Below are 19661 nucleotides of genomic sequence, written 5' to 3'. Positions count from 1 at the left end.
CTCCTTGCAAATTGTTTTTTATATCAATAAAAGACTTCACCTAAGCCGAGATGGCGCCGATCCGGGCGGATGACCCGGTCATTCGCATCGACGGCTCGGTTCGTCGGATGCGGCAAAAATTGTGAAGGAGATGGTGACTTGGACAATCTGTTGATGCTGCGGGGGGCCCGCAAACTGGTGACGACCTGCGCGAATGTGCAGCCGGGAGAGGAAGTCGTCATTGTGACCGATTTCGCCGGGCATCGCGTCGCCGAAGCAGTGGCGGCGGCCGCACTCGAGCGTACCGACGCGGTCAATATCATCGTGATGCCACCGCGATCGATCGATGGTGAAGAGCCAACCAAGACTGTCGCCGCGGCGATGTCGGCGGCAAACGTGCTGTTCACGCCAGTCAAGCAGTCGATCACTCATACTTATGCGACCCGCACCGCCATCGGAAATGGCGCGCGCGGCATCATGCTGTCGCAGTTCAATCCAAACATGCTTGTGACAGGTGGCATCAACGCCGATTTTGAGGCGATCCGCCCGCTCTGCTTTAAAGTCGGCGAACTTCTTGCCAATTGCGACAAGGTGCATCTCACCACACCCGCTGGCACAGATTTGCGTCTCAGTCTGAAAGGCCGGCCCTCGAACCCGCATTGCGGCCTGGTTCGCAAGCCGGGCGACTTCACGACCGTGCCCAACATCGAATGCAGTTCGTCTCCCATTGAGGGGACTTCGGAAGGCGTGATTATCGTCGATGCGAGCATCCCCTACTACGGGGTCGGCCTGGTCAAGGAGCCGATACGGTTCGATGTCGGCAATGGTCGTGTGACCCGCATCTCCGGCGGCTATCAGGCGGATTTTCTCGATCAACTGTTGGCCCGTCAGGGAGACCCGGCCGTCTACAACATCGCCCAGATCTCGTTCGGCCTCAATCCACATTGCCCCATGGAGGGGGTCATGTTGCATGACGAAGGCGTCTACGGGACTGCCCATATCGGCATCGGGACCAGCGTCCTCCTGGGCGGTGAAGTGAAGACCCTTACCCATTTCGATTCGCTGATGTGGAAGCCGACTCTCTCGCTCGACGGCAAGATCGTGCTCAAGGACGGCAAGTGGTTGTTGCCGGAAGCCGACGTCATCCACAGCGGACGAGCTTAATTCGAATCCGCCGCGATCAAGCTCGCGGCGGATGCCCGCCTTGGCGTTGCTCCCCTAATTCATCTCTGGAGAAAACCAGATGCAGGATCCCACTCGACCAAACGCGCCTCAAGACCGCCTGGCCCGTTTGCAAATTTCCGGCCGCCCCGGTTTGGCAGAGAAAACAGTACGACAGGCCGATCTCGATTTGTTGGCCAACGCACCGGCCGGATTTCTCGACACCACGCACTTCGACACCGTGAGGTTTCCACCGCCTCCGTGGGCCGATGAGGTCTTTGCTCGGGCCGCGCGCGATGGAGCTCTCGCCTACACAGGCTATCGTGGACATCCCGACATTCTTAAGACGGTGGCCGACACCGTCGGTACGTTTGTCGGCATCGCGCTAGACCCCGAGCGAAACGTCATCTTAACCCCGGGTACGCAGGGCGGCCTGTTCGCATCCCTGGGCGCGCTGGTGCAGGAAGGTGATCGCGTTGCGCTAATGGATCCGGACTATCTCTTCAGTGAACGGATCATTCGCTTCCTCGGTGCGGAAGCCGGCCATGTCCCGTTGCGTCTCGATGCTGACGATCCGCATCCTGATTTCGATGTGCTGGAAGCTGAATTCGCGCATCGCGGCGCCCGGTTGTTTGTGTTCTCCCATCCCAACAATCCCACCGGGGCGGTATTTTCTGAGGCGGTGATCGGCCGTATTGCGGAACTCGCAAACCGTTACGAGGTCACCGTCCTGGTGGATGAGCTCTATGCCAGGCTAATCCACGAAGGGTCGTTTACTCACTTGGCTGCGCAACCCGGCATGTTCGAGCGAACGGTGACACTGCTCGGCCCGAGCAAAACCGAATCTTTGAGCGGCTATCGACTCGGCGTGGTTGTTGCGCCTGCAGCCATCGCGATGCGCATTGAAAACGTTTTAACCATCACGGCTCTACGAGCGCCGGCTTATGCGCAGCATCTGCTCACTTGCTGGCTACGCGACGATCATGCCTGGCTGGCGGAACGCATAGCGGCTTTCAGCGCACTAAGAACACTCACCAACCATAAGCTGCGCCAACTTCCGTGGCTCAAACTAAAGCCGCAACGCGGCACCGCTTATGCGTGGGTCGACGCCAGCGCCCTTGGCCTCCCCGGACCGGTAGTGGCCGAGGCTCTTCTCACCGAGGCTTCGGTGCTGGTCAGTCCCGGCTACCAATTTGGACCCGCAAGCGGCGGCCATTTCCGGGTTTGCTACGCGCGCGACGAAGCCGAATGGAGTTCAGCGTTAGACCGCACGGTACGTACGCTCGACAAGCTTGCCAACAAGCGCGCTCTTTCCGGTTGGATCGCATGACCAATCGCCGGCTGATCGCACCTATCGAGGCTCCCGCGCCTGCGGACCCGCAGCCGCAGTCACGCGCGGCACGCGCTTCCGGCACTGTTGCAAGGGATTGGGTACTGCTCTGAGCAGCCGATCTGGCCTGTCGCGCGGCGCCATCCGGAGCCTCGCCAACTCATGTCAGGAAGGCGTATTCACCGATTGGCTCGCGCCGTAGCGGAGCCCGTCGACGAGGAGAGCGACCATGCGCTCCGCACGGCCGGGTCCGGCATTGTGGGCTGACATGCACAAGCTCGCCACCGCGCCCAGAAGGTCGTCGGCATCGACATCGGCGCGGACCTCGCCGGCGGCGGTGGCAGCCTCGAGAAGCGCGCGAAGGGCGGGCCGGAGTCGCTGATCGAAGTAACCTGGCAAATTGTCGAACGCCGGATCTCCCGAGTGCAGAGCCTTGGCGAGCCCGCGTTTGGCTGCAATGAAGGCCGCATAGCGCTGCATCCATCGCGCCAGCGCCTCGCCTGGCTTGTGCTCGGCAACCAAAATCGGTGCAGCGTCGGCGCAGGCATCGATTTCTCGACGGAGAACCGCCGCGATGAGATCAGAGCGCTGCGGAAAGTGGCGGTAAACAGTCCCGACGCCGACGCCGGCCTTCTCGGCGATCTCTCGGACAGGAGCATCCACTCCAGAGGTTGCGAACACCGCCATGGCCGTCTGGAGCAACGTATCGATATTGCGCTGGGCGTCGGCGCGCACCCGCCGGTCCGCGCTCTCACGAGGCTTCGTCCCCTCGTCCTGCTTTTTCGATTTGCCCTTCACCGCAGCCAGCCACAGCCCACTTGCAAAACGGAACATCGTTCCGTATAAACGGAATAACGTTCCACTTAATACTCATAACGCGGCGCGGCGGCTTTGGCCACAGCGACGCACAAAGGAAGACGACAGTGCAATATCGCTCGTTGGGCCGAACCGGCATCAAGGTCAGCCCCTACTGCCTGGGCGCGATGATGTTCGGCGGGATCGGCAATCCCGATCACGACGACGCCATCCGCATCATCCACAAGGCCCTGGATTTCGGCATCAACTTCATCGATACCGCCGACCGCTACAGCGCGGGGGAGTCCGAGGAGATCGTCGGCAAGGCCCTTAAGGGCCGGCGCGACAAGATCGTGCTCGCGACCAAAGTGTACGGGCCGATGGGCGACGATCCCAACCAGCAGGGCACGTCGCGGCGTTGGATCATGCAGGAGGTGGACAACTCGCTGCGTCGTCTGCAGACCGACTACATCGACCTTTACCAGATCCACCGCCCCTCGCCCGACACCGATATCGAGGAGACGCTGTCCGCCCTCACCGATCTGATGCGTGCCGGCAAGGTCCGCGCGATCGGCTCCTCGACCTTCCCGGTATCGGAGATCGTCGAAGCGCAGTGGGTTGCCGAGCGGCGCGGGCTCGCGCGTTTCCGGACCGAGCAACCGCCGTACTCGATCCTCGATCGCGGTATCGAATTCGACATGCTGCCCACCTGCGAGCGCTACGGCATGGGCGTCCTCGTCTGGAGCCCGCTGTCGAAGGGGATGCTCACGGGCCGCTACCGCAAGGGGCGGCCGCTGCCCGACAGCCTACGGGTGAAATACTTCCCCAGGCAGATGTCCGATGAGCGCAGTCTGGATGCGGTCGAGCAGCTCATTCCGCTGGCGGATGAGGCGGGGCTGTCGCTCACCCACATGGCGATGGCTTTCGTGATGGCTCACCCGGGCGTGACGTCGGCCATTCTTGGGCCGCGCACGATGCAGCATCTCGACGATCTGCTCGCCGGCGCCGAGGTTCGTCTCAGTGATGACGTGCTGGACCGGATCGATCAGATCGTCCCGCCCGGAACCGACGTTGGGTTGAATGAGGCCGCCTACACTCCGCCAGCGATCCTGAAGGCCGATCTACGCCGCCGGCCCACCCACGAACGTGCCGCCGCATAGATCCCGAAGAACAGGGCGCGGAAGCCACGCAACTCCGGAGATTGCCGGCGCAACTCGGGAGATTGCCAGATTGAACAGCACCTATTCGAAGGAGATGACGATGCAGCACAACCCGTCGCCCTGATCACCGGGGCCAACCAAGGAATCGGTCTTCAGATCGCCAAGGATCTCGTAGCGCACGGCTTCACCGTACTGGTCGGATCGCGCAACCTCGAGCGTGGCGAGGCCGCGGCCAAGGAAGTTGGGCCGGACGCCCACGCGCTCCAACTCGACGTGACGGATCAGGCTTCGATCACCGCCGCCGCGGAGCGCATTCGCAGCGCGTTCGGCCGCCTCGACGTGCTGATCCAGAACGCGGCGATCTCGAATACGAACAAGCGGCCCGACCAGTCCGTCGAGGACTACGCGGCCACGACCCGCCCGAGCAACGTGTCCCTCGATGAAATGCGCGCAGTATGGGACACCAACGTGTTCGGCGTCCTCGCCGTCTACCAGGCGATGCTGCCGCTCCTGCGCGAGACGCCGGGCGCCCGGATCGTCAACGTGTCGAGCGGCGTCGGGTCGCTGACGACGAACTCGGACCCGACCTACCCCTACCGCGCGATCTTCGGCCCCGTGTATCCGGCGTCCAAGACGGCGCTCAACGCCTTGACGGTCGCCATGGCGCTTGAGCTGGAGCCAGAGGGGATCAGGGTCAACGCCGTCTCCCCGGGCTTCACCAAAACGAACCTCAACGGATATGCGGGCACAGAGACTGTCGAGGAGGGCGCCCGCGAGGCGGTGCGCGTCGCGCTGCTCGGCGCGGATGGTCCGACGGGGACGTTCACGCGCTGGGAAAACGAAACGATCCCGTGGTGATGTCGGTCACCAGGCTCTGGACACACTGCGTGTTCAGGAAAACCGCAACCACTATCAGGATGTCAGCCGCACGCCGGCATCAATTTCATCGACACCGCCGATGACGACTCACGTCTGGATCCGGACGCCCGCGATCAGGATGTCGACCATACGTTTGGCGGCCTGCTTTCCATCCGGTCCCGCACTCATGTTCGCAACGCCGGCCAGTGCACGCAGCAGGTCGAGCGGGTCGAGATCCAGACGGATGTCGCCGCTCGCGACCGCATGATCGATCAGCTTTGCAATTGCCCGCTTCATTTGTTCCGTGGACGCCGAGTACAGCTCCGACGTGCCGCCGACGATCGAATTGAGCGCTTCGTACATCCCGTGCTTGGTGGCCATATAGTCCACGAACAACAGCAACCATTCGCGCAAGGCGCTCGTCGGGGAATGTGTTTCGGCTAACCGTGTGGCGGCCGCAACAAGCTGCTCCGTCTCATTGCAGTAGACCGCCTCGATCAGCGCGTCGCGGGTGGGAAAATGACGGTAGAGAGTCCCGGCCCCTACCCCCGCGGTCCGCGCGATCTCATCGAGGCTGGCCCCGGGCCCTTTTTCAGCGAAGGCGGCCTTCGCGGTTTCGAGCAAGCGGATGCGGTTGCGCTGCGCGTCGGCGCGCGGCTTGCGGGCGGTAGCGGCCTTCCTTTCATCGACCACGCTGAAAATACCCCTTGATAAACGGAGAGAGTCTCCGTATTTAAAACGGAGACACTCTCCTCTTACGTCAAAAGTGGTTGGCAGACAATGGGTTGCCGACCAGGGGAAAGCTGTGTCCAAAGATGAAGGAGTTTGTCATGACCAATAGCTTCGGCGCGACGTCCACCACCGACGATGTGCTGGCGGGAATCGATCTCCGCGGAAGGCGCGTGCTCGTTACCGGCGTATCCGCCGGACTGGGCGTGGAGACGGCGCGGGCGCTGGCGGCGCATGGCGCGCAGGTGGTCGGCGCCGTGCGCGACGTCGCCAAGGCGGAGCGGGCAACCGCGCAGGTTCGCGCGGAGGCGGCGAATGGCGGCGGCCTCAAGCTGATCCAGCTCGATCTCGCTTCGCTCAAGAGCGTGCGCGCCTGCGCCGACGCGCTGGTCGCCGACGGCCGCTCCTTCGATGTCGTGATCGCCAATGCCGGCGTGATGCGGACGCCGTTCGGCCATACCGCCGATGGTTTCGAGACGCAGTTCGGCACCAACCATCTCGGCCATTTCGTGCTGGTCAACCGTATCGCGTCGCTGATCGCCCCTGGCGGGCGGCTGGTCAACGTCGCCTCCTCCGGCCACCGCTATTCGGACGTCGACCTCGACGATCCCAATTTCGAGCGCACGCCCTATGACCCGATGATCGCCTATGGCCGCTCCAAGACCGCGAACATCTTGTTCGCGGTGGAGTTCGACCAGCGGCACAAGGCGCGCGGGGTGCGGGCGACGGCGGTGCATCCAGGCGGCATCAAGACCGAACTCGATCGTCACATGGCGCCTGGCGAACTTGAAAATCTCGTGGCGCAGATCAATGCCCAGCTCGCGGCGGCGGGCCAGCCGCCGTTCCAGTTCAAGACGACTCCACAGGGCGCAGCGACTTCGGTCTGGGCCGCCGTCGTGGCCCAGGCCGAAGATGTCGGCGGGCGTTATTGCGAGAACTGCCAAGTGTCGGAAATCACCGAAGGGCTGGTCAGCCCGGTGAGCCCCGGTGTGCGGCCCTACGCGCTCGATCCGGTACACGCCAAGGCACTCTGGGCCAGGAGCGAGGCGATGGTGGGCGAGCGCTTCTGACCGTTCGGCCGTTCGATTTTCATCTGGAGAAACCTATGACCCCAAGAAACTGGTTCATCACCGGCGTGAGCAGCGGCTTTGGCCGCATCATGGCCGAGCAACTGCTCGCGCGCGGCGATCGCGTGGCGGGCACCGTGCGCAACCTTTCCGTCATGGACGAGCTGAAGGCGAAATATCGCAGCCAGCTCTGGTGTGCGAAGCTCGACCTCTCCGAGACCGCGGCGATCCGCGGCGTCGTCGATCGCGCCTTTGCCGCGCTCGGCCATATCGAAATGGTCGTCAGCAATGCCGGCTATGGCCTGATGGGCGCCGCCGAGGAAATGACGGACGAGCAGGTCCGGCACCAGATCGACACCAATCTGGTCGGGTCGATCCAGCTCATTCGCGCCGCGCTTCCGCATCTGCGCGCCCAGGGCGGCGGGCGGATCCTGCAGCTCTCCAGCATGGGCGGCCAGGCCGCCTTTCCCGGCGGCTCGCTCTATCACGCGACCAAATGGGGCATCGAGGGCTTCCTCGACGCCGTCGCGCAGGAAGTGGAAGGCTTCGGGATCGGCTGCACCCTGATCGAGCCGGGCGGCGCGCGCACCGACTTCCGCCATCGCAGCGCACAGCTTGCGCCCACGCTCGACGCCTACGATGCCTCCCCCTCGCGAATGGTCAATCGGATCATCGCCGACGACAGCCACCCCTCGCCCGGCGATCCCGCGAAGATGGTAGCGATCATGATCGCGAGCATCGATGAGACACCGGCGCCGAGGCGGATCGCCCTCGGCAGCGATGCCTACCACGTCATGTACGCACAACTTTCGGCGCGGCTCGCCGCGCTCGAGCAACAGCGCGAGCTTGCCTGCTCGACCGATTTTCCGCCCGAGGAAGGTGACGAAAACGCACCCCCATGGTTCGCCCCCAATGGAGTGCGATCAAACGCAGAAAGCCAGTGACAGTCCGCCGGCATTCATAGTCTACAGACGCGTTTCCGACCGATGGTCCACTTAATGCCGCTGTGCCACAGGCGCCGCAGGAAACATGCTGTCCAAACTTCCTCCCCAGCGGCTGTGACCAATGCACTAGCTCGAAGCCGAGCCCGTCATCGATCATGGCGAAGCGACCAGAGGTGAGCGCGAGCCGCTGACGATAGAGTATTCGAGCCGCCCTCTCTCCGACGTTGGCCGGGCGAAGCAAAGCGCCTATGCTTTCGCACGCTGAAAGCTGAAATTAGAGGCACGGCCTCGCAACATCCGGACGTCCTGAATCAGCGCCACGTCAGGAAGATCGGCCGCACGCTGCGGCATGCCACACCGCTCTGAGGTGAAAATTGGTTCTGTATTCCTCGATGTCCCGTTTTTCCTCTACCCCGACCTGGAATTATTATCAGGTGGACCTAGCCGGCATCATCGAACTTGGCTTATGGCGCGGTCCTGGCTCTCCTGGTCTCAGGCCCCATTTTCATGACGAGGCCCAGATCATGGTGGTTGTCTCTGGGTCTCGTTCGTTCCATGTCAATGGCTCGACAGTGACGGTGTCAGCAGGGCAAGCGGCGTTTATTCCGGCGGGAATGCTGCACACCCCGATTGCGACTTCGGATGACGAGACGGTTTGCCTTAACGCCTATGTTCCGGCCGCTGACTCCGGCTCGTCGCTTCACGTCTTCGACATCCAGCGTCCTCGGTTGAGCGCAAGCGAGATCTCGCTCGAAAATATCCTGCGAACCGCCGCCGAAATCCCGCTCCACAGGCTTCCTGCGCCGACTGTGAAATCCGATAAAATCAAGCTCGGCACTACTTTGGCGCACAACTTCAGGCGGATCGGCGAAATTGCCGCCAGCTTTGACCGCAGCCGCGAAGGATTCAGCCGACTGGTGACGCGCGAACTCGGCATTGCTCCACATGCTTTCCGAATCCTTCTCCGGTTGAACCGCGCCCGACAATTGCTGAGAGACGGCCAGCCGATAGCCGCGGTGGCGGCTGATACGGGATTTTCGGATCAGAGCCACCTCACACGGCTGTTCCGGATGACTTTTGGAACTACGCCGGGTCTCTACCGGCATAGCTGAATCCGGTCACAGACGTTCCAGACATACCAATGCGCAAGCAGCTATCCCTCTCGTCATCCGAGAGGTGAGGCATGGATTTCAATACGGGTGTGTTGTTGTTATCGGCGGGAACTGTCGGCGGTCTCATCAACGCTCTGGCCGGAGGCGCGACGCTCATTACATTTCCGGCGATGTTGGCAGCGGGTTTACCGGCCATCATCGCCAACGCATCGAATGCCGTCGCAATTTCACCTGGTCATTTGATCGCTGCTCTTGCCGATCGCAGGAAGCTGCCGGCGCCGACGATGCGCACGGTCTCATTCGTGGTTGTGGCCGTTCTCGGCGGAGCGATCGGAGCAGTTGCCTTGCTGCTCCTTCCCGAACGTCTCTTTACCCTGCCGGTGCCGGCCCTGATCGCCTTCGCGACGCTGCTCTTTGCCTTTGCGCCGCGAATCCAGGCATGCTCCGTCCGCCATTACAGCATCGACAATATGTTGCCGACTGGCTTCAGTGCGACGCTCCTCGGAATGGCCTGCGTCTATGGAGGCTTCTTTGGCGCCGGCCTTGGCGTCATCCTGACGGCGATTTTGTCGATCACGGAGCCCAACGACATCCGATCCATAAAGGCCCTGAAAAATTTTCTTGCGACCTGTGTCGCATTCGCCGCCACCGTCATCTTCATCGTCCAGGGAGCCGTGCGCTGGCCGGAAACGACCGTCACGCTCGTCGGCGCGATGATCGGCGGATATGGCGGTGGTCATTTGATTCGCGTTCTTCCAGCGAACTACGTCAGGCAATTCGTGATCGTCGCGGGAGCGGCAATGACCGTGATCTATGCGGGGCGATATTGGCTGTAGCGCAAAGGCATCGCCACCTGGACGTATTATAGCCGGTCGAAGTCTCTCCGCCGGACCTTGGGTCTTGATGGCACAGTCTTCGCGTCATGACCTGCTCAGCCGCTCGTCTCGAAAGCGCCGTTCCGCCATTATAATTCCTTCGCACGATGCGTTTAACAGGGGCTCAAACGGAGGCCTCGATGGGTTCGATAATGATTCGCTGTCCTGCGACGAAGCGCGCGATCGCGACCGGTATTGAAATGGATTTAGCTAAATTCCAACGAACCGCGGTCTTCTTTTCCCGTTCGTATTGCCCTCACTGTCGTACGCATCATGAGTGGTTTGCGAGGGACGCCTGGATCGAGGAAACAACGCCGCAAGATGCCACTGAAGCCGCGTGAGGACGCGCTTTGCCGTGGTACATCGAACCAAGTCGTTGTTTGCACGTCTCTCAATACTTTGATCACAAATCTACCGATTTGAAATTTCGCCCGCGTCGCTCGTGAACATCATTCCCGGCATTCGCTTTCGTTCCTCACGATCGGCTGCCAAAAATTTGATGGAACTGTGCTGGCCTGGAAAACTCCGCCCGCAAATGGGACGACCGCTTCGAATTGAGCACCTGCTGCGGCCATGGGCGGGCGGAAATCCAGAGATAAAAAGCCGATACGCCCACGGCCACAGGGATCTCCTCTCCGGCACCCGGACAATCGGGCCTCACGCTGGACTCAAGCCCGACCGGATGGTACGGATTTCTAAAGATGAAGCGTTGCTTCATATATGAAACGTGACATGAGGTACGCTTAATGCCGACCATCCAGGAACCCGCTCGCGAAATACCCGTGCTGATGGATGCGGACATAGTGGTGGTTGGCGGGGGCACCACGGGTCCGATTGCTGCCGCCGCCGCCGCGCGCCGGAACAAGAAAGTGGTTCTCGTCGAGCGGTTCGGTTCCCTGGGCGGCAATCTCACCCTCGGCCTCAACACGAAGCCTTCGGGAGCGCTCGTGGGCGGGCTGCCCCTTGAGCTCTGGAAAATGGCGCGCGCGACGGGAGCGGCCGGCGCTGACTATTTCGCTGGGACCAAGACGGGGAAGGTCAAGATCGCATCTCCCTGCGATCCCGAAATCATGAAGATGCTGCTGACGCGCCTCTGTACGGATGCTGGCGTCCAGATTCTCTTCGAAACCGTGGTCTCGCGTCCCATCGTCGAGGGCGGTAAGGTGACAGGCGTGGTGGTGGAGAACAAGGCCGGCCGCAGCTTCATCGGCGCCAAGGTCGTGATCGATTGTTCGGCTGACGGCGACATCGCTGCCGGCGCGGGCGCTCCGTTCGTCATGGGCTCGGGCGATGACGACGACGAGATCAAGATGCAGCCCGTCGGCATGTATTTCACAATGTCCGACGTCGATGTCGTGGAACTCGCGCGCTGGGCGCGCCAAACGGACGATGTGCCCGCCCAGGCCATTCCAGACAATGACGACGACCTCGATTATGGACTGTGGCTTACGGGCTTCAACAAAACGATCCGCGCCTATCGGGAAGAGACAAATATCGACCTGCCCCGCGAGAACATAACCCTCAAGACAGCCAACGGGTTGATGTACGTGAACGCCACCCGGGTGCTGGGCGTCAACGTCTTCTCACCGATCGAGTTCAGCGCTGCGATCGTCGAGTGTTACCGCCAAATCGAGGAATATGCCCAGTTTCTTATTAAGAAGGTGCCCGGCTTCGCGAAGGCCAAGATCGCCCAGATCGCGCCGGTGCTGGGGGTTCGCGAAACGCGGCACATCCGCGGCGAATATACGCTGACTGCCAAGGATGTCAGCGGCGAGACCTCGTTCCCGGACAGCATAGCTGCCGACGTGTCCGCCTTCGACGTGCATGACGTCAAAGGGGCCGATGTCGATTTCCGGGGACTCAAGCCCTACGAATTACCTTATCGGTGTCTGGTACCGCTGGGAGTTGAACAACTGCTCGTCGCCGGACGATGCATTTCGGCCGATCACACCGCCCATGGCCGCAGCCGCAATGTTCCTGCCTGCATGGCGACCGGACAGGCGGCAGGAATCGCAGCTGCGATCGCCCTGGACGGCAACACAACGGTCCGGGGAGTTTCGATCGAACGGCTGCAGGCGGCCCTCCGCGAGATTGGAATGCCTCTCTATGCGGATGAGCTGGGTTGATTGCCGTCGAACGCGATCGGTCAACCGCGCCATCCAAGTCGCGCCGACACTTCGGCTGCGGTGCTGAGAACCTGATCGCGTACCGTTTCGATGTCCTTCAAAACGGTCTCCGAGTCCGAAATGTTGATGGCGGCCACGATGGCACCCCCGCTGTCCCGCACCGGTGCAGACAGGCTCACGATGCCGCTGACAAATCCGGAGCGGTGCCACGCATATCCGAGCTTTCGTTCACGCTCGATGCGAGACCAGAGCGCGTCGACCGTCGTCGGTGTCTGGGGCGAAAACGCCGCCAGGGAAACCCCGCGGTAAAGGTCTTTGATCCCGGCCTTCGTCATGTCGAACAGAAGGGCGCGGCCGGACGCGACGGCATGGCACGGATAGCGCGTACCGACCGGGATATCACCGCGCATGCGATGGTGGGACGACGCCGTGAAGACGTAAACGATTTCCGTTCCGTCGCGCACGCACATATGCGTGGAAAAGCCGGTGCGGTCGCGCAAAGCCGTGAGCGCGTCGCGCCCGCACGCGACGACCTCGGTCGTATGCAGATAATCGAACCCAAGAAGAAGCGTCTTGGGCCCAAGGCGGAATGCGGGGGAATCGGGGACACGCTGCAGGTAGCCATCCCGCTCGAGCGTGTAAGCGAGCCGAAAGGCGGTTGCCCGCGGCAGCCCCAAAGCCGCTGTCATCTCCGGAACTGTAACGACCCGTCGATCTCGGCGGAACATGTTCAGGATCGCAAGCCCGCGCCGCAGCCCAACGACGACATAGCGAGCCTGCTCTCCTTCATCCACGGTCACCTGTCACGCCTCCCGATCGATTGGCTTCAACGAAATACACGAGGACGGTCCGCGTCCGACGCCCGGTGCCACCTTCCCCTGCATCGAGGAGGGTATTGAGCATGGTGGCGCCTCTACCTTCCGCGAGCCTTCCTGCGGGCGTCAAAGCGCGTTTCATCCAAGGCGTCAACGGCACGGACATGCACATCCTGGAAGCCGGAACTCCCGGACCGCGCCGCCCTACCATACTTTTGCTGCACGGGTTTCCCGAGATCGCCTATTCATGGCGCAAAGTCATGCCCGCTCTCGCGGAGGCCGGCTATTACGTCGTGGCGCCCGATCAGCGCGGCTACGGCCGCACGGCCGCGAGACCGATCCAATACGAGGAAGACCTGTCTCCGTTTTGCATTCTCAATCTCGTGCGGGATGCTGTGGCCTTGCTCAACCTTTTGGGCATAACCTCCGTCGCCGCCGTCGTCGGCCACGATTTCGGCGCCTCAATTGCGGCCGCGTGCGCCCTGGTCCGCCCTGACCTTTTCCATTCGCTGGTCATCATGAGCGCGCCGTTCACCGGGCCGCTCGCCTGGCCTCTCCCGCAACCTCCGCAAAAGGACGCCATTCACGCGGCCCTCGCCTCTCTTGATCCACCGCGCAAGCATTACCACGCCTATTTCGCGACGCGCGAGGCCAATGCGGACATGTGGCATTGCAAGCAGGGCGTGAACGGCTTCCTGCGCGCCTATTTTCATTTCAAGAGCGGCGATTGGCCGGGCAACAATCCCTTCGAGCTGTCGTCATGGGCGGCCGAAGAACTCGCGCGCATGCCCAACTATTACATCATGCCGCTCGCGCTCGGGATGGCGGAAACAGTCGCGCCGGAATCTCCGCCGCCTGAAATCATCTCGTCGTCGCACTGGCTTACCGAACCGGAGCTCCGCGTCTACAGCGAGGACTACGAGCGCGCGGGCTTTCAAGGCGGCCTCCAGTGGTATCGCGGGCGCATGAACGGGAGCCTGGCCCAGGACCTGAGCCTGTTTTCCGGACGCACGATCGACTGCCCTGCGCTGTTCATGGCGGGCCAACGGGACTGGGGGGCGTATCAGATCCCCGGTGGCCTGCAACGCATGAGGCATACCGTTTTCACCCGTATGGCGCGGCCTTGCTTCGTAGAAGGCGCCGGCCACTGGGTGCAGCAGGAACGCGCGGACATCGTCTGCGAAAGTTTGCTCGATTTCTTCGAAACTGCCGAGACGCTGTCCCGGCACGGGAGTCAGTAGAGCAGACGTTTCACGATAATCTCAGGGAGGAGTCTATGCCGGAGCTTCAAACACAGGGAACATTTGTCCTGATATGCATGGTGTTGGCCTATATAGCGGTGACAACATGGCTGACCTTCCGGTATCGCGCCAAGTCGACCTCCGATTTCATGTTCGCCGCGCGCTCCGTACCCGCTCTGGTCATCGGCGTGCTCATGATGTCCGAATTCATCGCACCGAAATCGACTATCGGCGTCGCGCAAGTAGCCTTTGATTCGGGCATGGCCGCGTCGTGGGCTGTCTTGAGTGTTGCGCTCGGCTTCCCGCTGTTCGGATGGCTTCTGGCGAAGAAACTCTACAATACCGGCGAATACACCATTTCCGCGGCTATCGCCAAGGAGTATGGCCGCTCGACGCAGATGACAGTCTCCGTGATCATGATCTACGCCCTGTTGCTCGTGAATGTTGCATTCTATGTGAGTGGTGCTGCGGCCCTTTCATCCGCCTTCCATATATCGCTCACGGCCTCAGCGGTAATGATCGCCGCGGTCAGCTCATTTTATTGCGTCATAGGCGGCCAGAAAAGCGCAGCCTATGTATCCCTGCTCCACACGAGCCTGAAGTGCGTCGGCATCGCAGTCATTCTTTGCGTTGCACTCAACATGACGGGCGGCATCACGCCGATGATGGAGAAATTGCCGGACTACTACTTCACTTGGGACGGCAAGATCGGCATCACGACTATCATCGCCTGGACCATCGCGAGCATCGGGTCGATCTTCTCGACGCAGTACATCGTACAGGCCGTATCTTCGCTGAAAGGCCCCCAGGAGGTTACCCGCGCGTGCTACACTGCAGGGCTTCTTTGCCTGCCGGTGAGCTTTGCGCTCGGTCTGATCGGCGTCGCCGCGAAATTTCTGTTTCCCGATATAAACAGCCTCTACGCGCTGCCAATCTTCATGAACCATATGCCGCCCCTGTTGGCGGGCCTCGTGCTGACGTCGATCGTGGCGTCGATACTTGTCGGTGTGAGCAGCGTTGCGCTGGCCATTTCTGCGTTGATCGTGCGCGATTTCTACGTGCCGATGCTCCAACCAAGCCAGACGGCACAGCTCCGGATGTCCCGGCTTCTATCGGTGCCGATCGGCTTTCTCCCGCTCCTGTTCGTGTTCTTCGCCCCGCAGGTGCTGCATCTTTCCTTTTTTACCCGGGCGCTCCGGCTCTCGATTTCCGTCGTTGCCATCTTCGCCTTCTATCTTCCGCGATTTGGATCCAGCCGAGGGGCCACACTTGGATTGATCGCAGCAACCATCACGACGACGGCATGGTATGTGATGGGCGATCCCTTTGGCATCGATGACATCTACGTCGCACTCGCGACGCCGGCGGTCGTGATGCTGTTGGACTGGGTCATCATGGGCGCGCCCAAAGCCAAAATCGATGACGCGATGGAAATGGAGGCCCGGTAGCTGGGAATTGTGCAGGCGGTAAAATGCCAGCCGCCAAGCGTTCCTGCGTAGATGTAGTTCTCGTCCTCATCGTGCGTGGCCGGAACTCGTCGCCTTTATGCGACACCCGTGATCTCGGGTTGTGGTGCGGGCGGAGGGACTCGAACCCCCACAACTTTCGTCACTGGAACCTAAATCCAGCGCGTCTACCAGTTCCGCCACGCCCGCTGATAGCATCATGTCCGGCCGCGATGCCGCGGGCGGGCGGGCTTATAACATGGGCCGACCGGTTCGCAGCAAAAAAATCGCCCCTGGCAGGCCTCCGGCAACCGACGCTCGATAGCTGGACATCATAAGCAGAAAATGGTCCGCATCGAGGCCATGGCAGATCGAATCCTTCGGTTGAACCGACGCCGGCTTTTGGCCGGATTGGGCGCTGCCGCCTTTGGTCCCGCGTTGGAGCCGGTCCTGTTTCCTACCGTCCGGGCCCAGACACAGCCTGGGCTGGCACTGCATGCCAAATCCGATGTCAGCGCCTCACAACTGGGAAAGCCGGACGCGCTATCCTGGGCGCTCAACGGATCGGGACGCGACGATGCCGGCAAGCTAAGGCGCGGCGAGAACCTCGAATTCGTGCTTTCGAACGACTTGCCGGTGCCTACGGCCCTCAACTGGCGTGGGTTGGACGGCGTTCAGGCCACCGAGCCACTGACCGCGCGGACGCCTCTGGCGGCCGGGGCCCGGGAAAATCTCCAAATTCCGCTCCGCCAAGCCGGCACGTTCCTGTGCGACCTCCGGCTGCTCGGCGATGGTCAGGCGCGCCCGTCGCGGGCCCTGGCCGTGATCGTCGGGGAAAGCGAGGCCGTTTCGGTCGACCGGGACGAGGTGTGTCTGCTCGAAGACTGGCGGTTAGGTTCGGATGGGACCGCGATAGCGCCCGGGACCGATCCAAAAGGCGCAACGCCGTTTTATACGATCAATGGCCAGGCTTCGCTCGATATCTCGGTGCGCACCAATGAACGCCTGAGAATTCGTTTCATAAACGGATGTCAACGCACTGTTGTCGCAGTAAAAATCGACAATCTTGATGTCCGTGTGATGGCCCTGGACAGCCAGCCGGCCGAACCCTTCCTGGCACGCAATGGCGCGCTGGTATTGGCGCCGGGAGCGCGGGCCGACGTCTTCATCGACGCCACCGCCCCGCCCGGCCTGGTGTCGCCGATCCTGCTCCACGATGGGAAAGAGGCTCGCCCGATCGGCCGGCTCGTCATCTCGGACCAGCCGCCAATCCGCGCAGACAGGCTGCCGCCTGCGCCACCGCTGCCGGCAACCGGCCTGCCGGCACAGCCTGATCTCAAGAACGCCCTTCGCTTCGACGTGCCGCTCGGCGGTCCCCAACCCGGCTGGGTGACACCGGCAAGCTTCGCACCCTCCCTGACGCCCGCATTCCGAGCCAAGGCCGGGCGCACCGTGGTCTTGGCGCTCACCAATCGCACCGACATCGCTACCGTGTTCCATTTGCACGGGCATCATTTTCGGCTGCTGGACCGGCTCGACGACGGCTGGAAACCATTTTGGCTGGATACATTGGCGATCGAACCCGGCGCGACCCAGCGCGTGGCCTTCGCAGCCGAACACAGCGGGCACTGGTTGATCGAAGCGGTCGCGACCGACTGGACGGCGCCGCGCTTCGTGCGATGGTACAGCGTCGAGTGAGGAAGCAAACATGAGCAAAACCGTTCCCGCCATTCGCAGCATCAAGGCGCGGGCCATCGTCGCGCCGATTTCGCGGCCGGTGAAAAACGCCTTCGGGGTGATCGAGGCAGCGCCGCTGGTGCTGATCGATGTCACGACCGATCAAGGCGTTACCGGGCGATCCTACATTTTCGCCTACGCCAAACTCACGCTCAAACCGCTGGTGCAGCTGATCGAAGAGATTGGCCGCGCTCTGATCGGGAAAGCGATCGCACCGTTCGACCTGATGGCGGCGATGGACGCCAAATTCAGGCTGCTCGGCTGGCAGGGTCTGGTCGGCATGGCGGTGTCCGGCCTGGATATGGCGTTCTGGGACGCGCTGGGCCAACTCGCCGGCCGACCCTTGGCTGAGCTGCTCGGCGGATCGCCGCGACCGATCCAGGCCTATGACAGCTACGGCGCGGTCGATCCCGTCGTGGACGAGCGGGCGCTGCGCCGTTCGCTCGAGCAGGGGTTTCGCGGCATCAAGATCAAGGGCGGCGACGGTGACGCCGCCAATGACGAGCGGGTGGTCAAAGGGATACGCGCCCTGCTCGGCCCCGACATCGCGTTAATGCTGGACTTCAACCAATCGCTCGATCCCGATGAAGCCACGCGCCGCATCGACCGGCTTGCACCCTACAATCTGCTTTGGATCGAAGAGCCGGTGCCGCAGGAAAATCTTCAAGGCCACGCCAGGGTGCGCCTGAAATCACGCACGCCGATTCAGGCCGGCGAGAACTGGTGGTTCCCGCTCGGCTTTGCGGAGGCGATCGCCGCCGGCGCGAGCGATTTCATCATGCCGGACCTGATGAAGGTCGGTGGCGTCACCGGCTGGCTGCGTGTCGCCGGACAAGCAGAGGCCGCATCGATCCCGATGTCGAGCCACCTGTTCGCCGAAGCAAGCGCCCACATGCTGGCGGTGACCCCGACGGCGCATTGGCTCGAGGTGCTGGATTTTGCCGGCGCTATCCTGACCAACCCGATCAAGATCGTCGATGGCGCACTCACGGCGCGCGGTCCCGGGCTCGGGCTCGAATGGAACGAGGCGGCGGTCGCGAAATATATCGTCGAATAGCCGCCTCGGTTCAGATCGCGCGTTGATCGGGCTCAGCCGGTGATCATGTGTTCCACCGCCGCGTCCGAGCCTGCATGGCGATTTCATGGCTGCCGCTCGCCTGTAGCCGCTTCAGCACGTCGGGATTGATGTCGGTGCCGAGGCCAGGTCCGGTCGGCACATAAAGCTTGCCGTCCTTCACCTTGACCGGATTGGTCATCAATTCATCCCGCAGCGGATTGGGCGACGTCGGGTCCCACTCGACATAGCCCCGGATGTGCCCGGGCACGGCCGCGGCAAAATGCAGGTTCGCGACCTGTCCCAGTCCATTGAGCGTGTGCGGCGCGATGATGCAATCATGGGCGCTCGCGATATGCGCCATCTTCAGCGACTCGGAGAAGCCGCCCGACTTCACCACGTCCGGTGTCAAATAATCGACCCCGCCGCGCTCGAGCAGATTTCGGTAGTCGAACCGGCTGTAGACGTTTCCGCCCGAGGCAATCGGCGTGAGGCCCATCGAGCGCAGCTTGCCCACCTCGTCGTGGTGGTTCGGAATAGAGAAGTCGAACGGGTCCTCGAGCCAGTAGGTGTCGAGTTCCTGCAGCCGCTTCGACAGGTCCACCGCCTCGGGCCAGCTATATCGGGCATTCACATCGATCATCAGATCGATGTCGTCGCCGAGCGCCTTGCGTACGGCGCGCATCGCGGCGACGTCCTGCTTGACGCCAGCGCCGCCACGAATCTTGAGCGCCTTGTAGCCCTCCGACACGTAGCCCTGCGCTTCCTCAACCAGCTTGTCATGCGCCTTGAAGCCGAGACTCATGCAGCCGACATAGGCCGTCACGTATTCGACGCCGCCACCACCCAGCAGCGTCGCCACCGGCTGCTTCGACACTTTGCCGAGGATGTCCCATAGCGCGATGTCGATACCGGCCAAGCCCTGCACGCCGGCGGATCCGATATAGACCGTGCCGTAGAACAGCTTCTCCCATATTGCGCCGATGTCGAGCGGCGAGAGCCCGATCACGGCTGGAGCCACCTTGGTGTCGACCACCGCCTTCATCGCGAGCCCGGCATGCGCGTGGTAGGACGAGCCGATCCCGGTGATCCCCTCGTCCGTGTGAACGAACACCAGCAGTTCGTCGCGCTGCTTCGCTGAACCGATTCCGGTTTCCCAGGAATGGGCGAGAGGAGCAGAAACCAAATGAGTCTCTACCTTCGTAATCTTCATCGCATGATCTCCGTTGTCTT

17 protein-coding genes and 1 tRNA gene are annotated in these 19661 nt (G+C 62.1%); 13 read left to right on the top strand and 5 right to left on the bottom strand.

Translation table 11 applies throughout. The features are described 5' to 3' along the window. Positions 1-138 precede the first annotated feature (138 nt). Complete coding sequence (locus tag BLV09_RS04965; protein ID WP_197685024.1) at positions 139-1143, top strand: aminopeptidase; 1005 nt, start codon at positions 139-141, stop codon at positions 1141-1143. Between the two features lie 79 nt (positions 1144-1222). Next, positions 1223-2470 (top strand): aminotransferase class I/II-fold pyridoxal phosphate-dependent enzyme, encoded by a 1248-nt coding sequence (locus tag BLV09_RS04960; protein WP_146686505.1) that lies wholly within the window; start codon positions 1223-1225, stop codon positions 2468-2470. A gap of 165 nt (positions 2471-2635) precedes the next feature. Here BLV09_RS04960 and BLV09_RS04955 read toward each other — a convergent pair whose 3' ends face one another. Continuing rightward, entirely contained in the window at positions 2636-3304 is a 669-nt protein-coding gene (locus BLV09_RS04955; protein WP_146686504.1) for a TetR/AcrR family transcriptional regulator, read from the bottom strand. An 89-nt stretch (positions 3305-3393) separates the two neighbouring features. Between BLV09_RS04955 and BLV09_RS04950 the strand changes: the two genes are divergently transcribed. Together BLV09_RS04950 and BLV09_RS04945 are read left to right on the top strand one after the other, a co-directional pair. Continuing rightward, positions 3394-4425, top strand: coding sequence for an aldo/keto reductase (locus BLV09_RS04950; RefSeq protein WP_146686503.1), 1032 nt, complete (start codon positions 3394-3396; stop codon positions 4423-4425). Beyond that, positions 4426-5283, top strand: a complete 858-nt coding sequence (locus BLV09_RS04945; RefSeq protein ID WP_349537108.1) for an SDR family oxidoreductase — start codon at positions 4426-4428, stop codon at positions 5281-5283. A gap of 108 nt (positions 5284-5391) precedes the next feature. Here the strand turns inward: BLV09_RS04945 and BLV09_RS04940 are convergent, their stop codons facing one another. Continuing rightward, positions 5392-5976 carry a TetR/AcrR family transcriptional regulator gene (locus BLV09_RS04940; RefSeq protein WP_146686501.1) on the bottom strand — a complete coding sequence of 195 codons (585 nt, stop codon included), beginning with the start codon at positions 5974-5976 and terminating at the stop codon, positions 5392-5394. 137 nt (positions 5977-6113) lie between these two features. Here BLV09_RS04940 and BLV09_RS04935 point away from each other — a divergent pair, with 137 nt between their 5' ends. The 5 genes from BLV09_RS04935 to BLV09_RS04905 all read left to right on the top strand — a co-directional run bounded on the left by BLV09_RS04935 (position 6114) and on the right by BLV09_RS04905 (position 12136). Next, on the top strand, positions 6114-7082 hold the full coding sequence (locus BLV09_RS04935; RefSeq protein ID WP_146686500.1) for an SDR family NAD(P)-dependent oxidoreductase: 969 nt from the start codon (positions 6114-6116) through the stop codon (positions 7080-7082). 35 nt (positions 7083-7117) lie between these two features. After that, a complete protein-coding gene (locus BLV09_RS04930; protein WP_146686499.1) occupies positions 7118-8023 on the top strand; it encodes an SDR family oxidoreductase in 906 nt (301 codons plus the stop codon). Between the two features lie 392 nt (positions 8024-8415). Then, positions 8416-9135 (top strand): AraC family transcriptional regulator, encoded by a 720-nt coding sequence (locus BLV09_RS38725; protein WP_146686498.1) that lies wholly within the window; start codon positions 8416-8418, stop codon positions 9133-9135. A gap of 71 nt (positions 9136-9206) precedes the next feature. Further along, positions 9207-9971 (top strand): sulfite exporter TauE/SafE family protein, encoded by a 765-nt coding sequence (locus tag BLV09_RS04915; protein ID WP_100382148.1) that lies wholly within the window; start codon positions 9207-9209, stop codon positions 9969-9971. A 785-nt stretch (positions 9972-10756) separates the two neighbouring features. Then, positions 10757-12136, top strand: coding sequence for an FAD-dependent oxidoreductase (locus BLV09_RS04905; protein ID WP_146686496.1), 1380 nt, complete (start codon positions 10757-10759; stop codon positions 12134-12136). 20 nt (positions 12137-12156) lie between these two features. On the opposite strand, the gene BLV09_RS04900 is transcribed toward BLV09_RS04905, so the two are convergent. After that, positions 12157-12930 carry an IclR family transcriptional regulator gene (locus tag BLV09_RS04900; protein WP_283806877.1) on the bottom strand — a complete coding sequence of 258 codons (774 nt, stop codon included), beginning with the start codon at positions 12928-12930 and terminating at the stop codon, positions 12157-12159. Between the two features lie 107 nt (positions 12931-13037). Here BLV09_RS04900 and BLV09_RS04895 point away from each other — a divergent pair, with 107 nt between their 5' ends. Together BLV09_RS04895 and BLV09_RS04890 are read left to right on the top strand one after the other, a co-directional pair. Next, entirely contained in the window at positions 13038-14192 is a 1155-nt protein-coding gene (locus BLV09_RS04895) for an alpha/beta fold hydrolase (protein ID WP_146690989.1), read from the top strand. Positions 14193-14227: 35 nt separating this feature from the next. Beyond that, a complete protein-coding gene (locus BLV09_RS04890; RefSeq protein ID WP_100382152.1) occupies positions 14228-15640 on the top strand; it encodes a sodium:solute symporter family protein in 1413 nt (470 codons plus the stop codon). A gap of 122 nt (positions 15641-15762) precedes the next feature. Here BLV09_RS04890 and BLV09_RS04885 read toward each other — a convergent pair. Continuing rightward, positions 15763-15847: transfer RNA gene (locus BLV09_RS04885), tRNA-Leu, on the bottom strand. 153 nt (positions 15848-16000) lie between these two features. Here BLV09_RS04885 and BLV09_RS04880 point away from each other — a divergent pair. Together BLV09_RS04880 and BLV09_RS04875 are read left to right on the top strand one after the other, a co-directional pair. After that, positions 16001-17335 carry a multicopper oxidase family protein gene (locus tag BLV09_RS04880; protein WP_146686495.1) on the top strand — a complete coding sequence of 445 codons (1335 nt, stop codon included), beginning with the start codon at positions 16001-16003 and terminating at the stop codon, positions 17333-17335. 10 nt (positions 17336-17345) lie between these two features. Beyond that, complete coding sequence (locus BLV09_RS04875) at positions 17346-18431, top strand: enolase C-terminal domain-like protein (protein WP_146686494.1); 1086 nt, start codon at positions 17346-17348, stop codon at positions 18429-18431. 43 nt (positions 18432-18474) lie between these two features. On the opposite strand, the gene BLV09_RS04870 is transcribed toward BLV09_RS04875, so the two are convergent. Continuing rightward, a complete protein-coding gene (locus BLV09_RS04870; RefSeq protein ID WP_146686493.1) occupies positions 18475-19641 on the bottom strand; it encodes a mandelate racemase/muconate lactonizing enzyme family protein in 1167 nt (388 codons plus the stop codon). Positions 19642-19661 lie beyond the last annotated feature (20 nt).

Source organism: Bradyrhizobium canariense (assembly GCF_900105125.1).
GTDB classification, from domain to species: domain Bacteria; phylum Pseudomonadota; class Alphaproteobacteria; order Rhizobiales; family Xanthobacteraceae; genus Bradyrhizobium; species Bradyrhizobium canariense_A.
This window is presented reverse-complemented; position numbering and strand designations above follow the sequence as displayed.

Coding starts and splice junctions, on each gene's coding strand:
- BLV09_RS04960 (WP_146686505.1), top strand. CDS start 1,223: ATGCAGGATCCCACTCGACCAAACGCGCCTCAAGACCGCCTGGCCCGT.
- BLV09_RS04955 (WP_146686504.1), bottom strand. CDS start 3,304: ATGTTCCGTTTTGCAAGTGGGCTGTGGCTGGCTGCGGTGAAGGGCAAA.
- BLV09_RS04935 (WP_146686500.1), top strand. CDS start 6,114: ATGACCAATAGCTTCGGCGCGACGTCCACCACCGACGATGTGCTGGCG.
- BLV09_RS04930 (WP_146686499.1), top strand. CDS start 7,118: ATGACCCCAAGAAACTGGTTCATCACCGGCGTGAGCAGCGGCTTTGGC.
- BLV09_RS38725 (WP_146686498.1), top strand. CDS start 8,416: ATGTCCCGTTTTTCCTCTACCCCGACCTGGAATTATTATCAGGTGGAC.
- BLV09_RS04915 (WP_100382148.1), top strand. CDS start 9,207: ATGGATTTCAATACGGGTGTGTTGTTGTTATCGGCGGGAACTGTCGGC.
- BLV09_RS04905 (WP_146686496.1), top strand. CDS start 10,757: ATGCCGACCATCCAGGAACCCGCTCGCGAAATACCCGTGCTGATGGAT.
- BLV09_RS04895 (WP_146690989.1), top strand. CDS start 13,038: ATGGTGGCGCCTCTACCTTCCGCGAGCCTTCCTGCGGGCGTCAAAGCG.
- BLV09_RS04890 (WP_100382152.1), top strand. CDS start 14,228: ATGCCGGAGCTTCAAACACAGGGAACATTTGTCCTGATATGCATGGTG.
- BLV09_RS04880 (WP_146686495.1), top strand. CDS start 16,001: ATGGCAGATCGAATCCTTCGGTTGAACCGACGCCGGCTTTTGGCCGGA.
- BLV09_RS04875 (WP_146686494.1), top strand. CDS start 17,346: ATGAGCAAAACCGTTCCCGCCATTCGCAGCATCAAGGCGCGGGCCATC.
- BLV09_RS04870 (WP_146686493.1), bottom strand. CDS start 19,641: ATGAAGATTACGAAGGTAGAGACTCATTTGGTTTCTGCTCCTCTCGCC.